Annotated in this window: 2 protein-coding genes and 1 pseudogene; all 3 read left to right on the top strand. The window is 64.1% G+C overall.

Features of this window, described 5'->3' with window-relative positions; genetic code table 11:
* A partial coding sequence (locus EOA60_RS23160) for a type I secretion C-terminal target domain-containing protein (RefSeq protein ID WP_128311951.1) occupies positions 1-2,882 on the top strand: 2,882 nt, incomplete at its 5' end.
* Between the two features lie 72 nt (positions 2,883-2,954).
* Positions 2,955-3,323, top strand: a complete 369-nt coding sequence (locus EOA60_RS23155; protein WP_095826434.1) for a hypothetical protein — start codon at positions 2,955-2,957, stop codon at positions 3,321-3,323.
* A gap of 179 nt (positions 3,324-3,502) precedes the next feature.
* Positions 3,503-3,750 (top strand): annotated as a pseudogene (locus EOA60_RS23150) (hypothetical protein); the annotation flags it as partial.

Below are 3,750 nucleotides of genomic sequence, written 5' to 3'. Positions count from 1 at the left end.
TCACCAACGGCGTCTTCAGCGCCGGCTCCTTCACCACGGCGCTCGGCAACACGCTCAACGTCACCGGCTACAATGCCGCAACCGGCGTCGTCAGCTACACCTACACGCTCAACGACAACGAGGCGCACGCCGCCGGCCAGGGCACCAACAGCCTGTTCGAGAACATGACCGTCTCGCTCACCGACCAGGACGGCCAGAACGCCACCGGCACGCTCTCCGTCAACATCGTCGACGACGTGCCGACCGCGGTCGCCGACACCGATGCCGTGCCTGCGGGCTCGTTCGCCTCGATCGGCGGCAACGTCATGACCGGCGCGGGCAGCGACGGCAATGCGGCCGGCGCCGACACCAAGGGCGCCGACGGCGCAACCGTGGTCGGCGTCGCGGCCGGCAACACCAATGCCAATCTCGACAGCGCCGCCACCGTCGGCTCGGTCATCCAGGGCACCTACGGCAAGCTGACGCTCAATGCCGACGGCTCCTACACCTATGTCCGCGACGCCGGCACCGCCGGCGGCCATGACGACGTCTTCACCTACACCATCAAGGACGGCGACGGCGACACCTCGCACACCACGCTGACGATCTCGATCGGCAACACGCCGCCGACCATCACCGACCTGACGCCGGCAGCCAATGGCGGCGACGTGACGGTCAACGAGGACGACCTGCTCGCCAGCCGCGGCGCCGGTGAATCGGCCGGCTCCGACACCTCCAAGGAGAGCACCACCCAGGGCGGCACCTTCACCATTGCCTCGCCCGACGGCATCGCCACGCTCAGCATCGACGGCCACGCCTTCATCACCAACGGCGTCTTCAGCGCCGGCTCCTTCACCACGGCGCTCGGCAACACGCTCAACGTCACCGGCTACAATGCCGCAACCGGCGTCGTCAGCTACACCTACACGCTCAACGACAACGAGGCGCACGCCGCCGGCCAGGGCACCAACAGCCTGTTCGAGAACATGACCGTCTCGCTCACCGACCAGGACGGCCAGAACGCCACCGGCACGCTCTCCGTCAACATCGTCGACGACGTGCCGACGCTGAACAGCGTGCAGAGCCAGCAGGCCAGCAACGACCCCGCGCAGACGCCCGCCGTCGGGGCCATCAATTTCGTTCCCGGTGCTGACGGCGCCGGCGCGGCCATGACAATCACGGTCAATACAACCGGGTTGACCTCCAATGGGCACAATCTTGTCACAGAGCAGGTCGGCAACGTGCTGACGGCCTACGCCGACAACAACAACAACGGAAGCCACGACGCCGGCGACACGGCGGTCTTCACGGTCACGGTGAACACCGCGGCCGGCACCTCGGGGCAATACACCTTCGATCTGCTGGCCAAACTTGACGGCATGACAAGCAATGTCTCCATTGCCTCGAGCGGTTCATTCGGCGCCGGCCCCAGCAACTCCATCGTCGTCACGGCCGGCGGTCAGAACATCGTGATGGTGACCGGCTGGGCGCCCACGGATGCCGGCGGCATCTTCACTGGAGCTCATGAGGCTGCCTGGCTGGCAGGCGGCGATCCGTCGCTCGCGCAGACGTCCAATGTCAACGGCTCGACCGCCGGTTGGGGACTTGGCAACAACAACTTCGACGCGGGCGAGTTCATGCGCTTCGATTTCGGTGCGCCGAACGACTACGACGGCGCTGGCGGCTATACGCCCCCGGCCATCACCATGGCGAATGTCAGCTATGCCAAATTTTCGTTCGACGCGGTGAGCGCCAGCAACAAGGTCGAGTTCGTCGCCCACTACACCGACGGAAGCACCGCTTCCTTCATTCCAACGACCGGTGCGACGTCGCTGACCATCAATTCGCCTGCAGGCCTGCAGATCGCCTGGGTCGACGCATACGAGTCTTCGGGCAAGACCAAGCTCAACCTCACGGACGTCGGTGTGACATCGACCACGGTCGACCACACGATTCCGGTGACGCTGCAGCTTACGGACGGTGACGGCGACCAGACTGGAACGGCGAATTTCACTGTTCACGTCAAAGACGGCTTGACGCCTTTCGCCGTCGCCACCCCGGTGGTGCTCGACCTCAACCACGACGGAATCCAGACCACCGATCTCACGCACTCCACCGTTTCGTTCGACTACAACGGCGATGGTGTCGCCTCGAAGACCGCCTGGGTAGATTCGCATGACGGTATCCTGGCGATCGACCTCAATGGCGACGGCAAGGTGAACAACGGTTCGGAAATCGCCTTCACCCAACACGCCCCGGGTGCTGCGACCGACCTTGCCGCGCTCGAGCAGGTCTACGACACGAACCATGACGGCAAGCTGACCGTCGCCGACCACGACTTCGCGCAATTTGGTGTCTGGCAGGATGCCAATGGCAATGCCGTGTCGGACCCCGGTGAGTTCAAGAGCCTTGCCGCTTTGGGCATCGTCGAGATCGGACTGGAAAGCAACAACCAGCATTCGGTTTCGGCCGACGGCTCGGTCCTGACCTATGGCGAAGCAACTTTCACGACCGCCAACGGCGAGACGGGGGCGGTCGCCGATATCGGCTTCGGCAATTTCGATAGCGCCGCTTCCGGAGCTGCGTCGACAATGGCCGGCACTTCGGGCGCCGATACGTTCAAGCTGGACAGCCTGGACATCAAGGATCTGATCACCGACTACCACGGCTCGGAGGGCGACAAGATCGACCTCAGCGCCCTGTTCGACACCGCGCCTGCCGGCAATATCAACAACTACGTCCACTATAACAGCGAAACCAATACGGTGAGCGTGGACGCCAGCGGCTCGGGCAATCCCGCCAACTTCGTCGATGTCGCCGTTCTTCAGAACGCGCCTGCGGCCGGAACAATCAACATCCTTTACGACGACACGAACCATCAACAGCACACGGCCACGATTTAGTGCTTATGCGCGGCCGTGCTGCTATGCTAAGCGTTAGCGAACCGTGAATTCGCAATTTGGAGAGGGGCTTACATGAAACATTCCGCAAGACTGCTGGCTTCGGCCGTGGCGGTGCTGCTCGCCGGATCGACCGGCTTTGCCGCAGATATCATCGGCGAGCCGGCGGTGAATTATTGCCGCACCGTCGGCACCTCGGACCTGGTGCTGACCGACAACATGGTCGAGCTCAAGGACCATGTGGTGAAGCTGATGGACGAATCGGTCGCCGTCGCCAACAGCCCGGAATGGATCAACTCGTCGCGCCCCGCCTTCGTCTGGGCCTCGGAAGCCAAGGTCGCCTGCGGCAAGGCCTATGGCTATCTCAAGACCAACTACAAGGACGAGGACTACCTCAACAAGTGCGAATGCTTCCACGACCGCATGGTCGAGTACATGCACTGAGCTGACGGGCGCGCCGACCAGCTGCGATGATGGCCAAGAGAGCCTGCGCCGAGGCCGACGCTTGCGTGCGACCGGCGTGGGTCGCCACGCATGCCGGCGTGGCGCGGCGTTTCCGACGCGGGTTTTCGCGAGCGTTGGAGCGGTTCATCGTTTCCGGGAAACGCCGAACTGGTCCGGCTATGCGTTTTTGCGCAATCGCGGACGGGAAACCGCTGCGCACTTTTCCTGGAATTGCTGCGGCGCTCGCCTTTGCCGTTGTCGCGGCGATCTCCGGCTGCCAGTCGAAGAACGGCGCATCGGAGGTGCTGGATCCCGCGGCGATCGCCGCTCCGGCAAGCCAGGCCGGAGCCACCACCGCCGCGCCCGCGCAGCTGACCGCCAGTTCCGCAGCGACCGCCGCCCCCAAGGCCAATCTGACGCCCGGCAC

The organism is Mesorhizobium sp. M1A.F.Ca.IN.020.06.1.1 (assembly GCF_004023265.1).
Lineage (GTDB): Bacteria > Pseudomonadota > Alphaproteobacteria > Rhizobiales > Rhizobiaceae > Mesorhizobium.
This window is presented reverse-complemented; position numbering and strand designations above follow the sequence as displayed.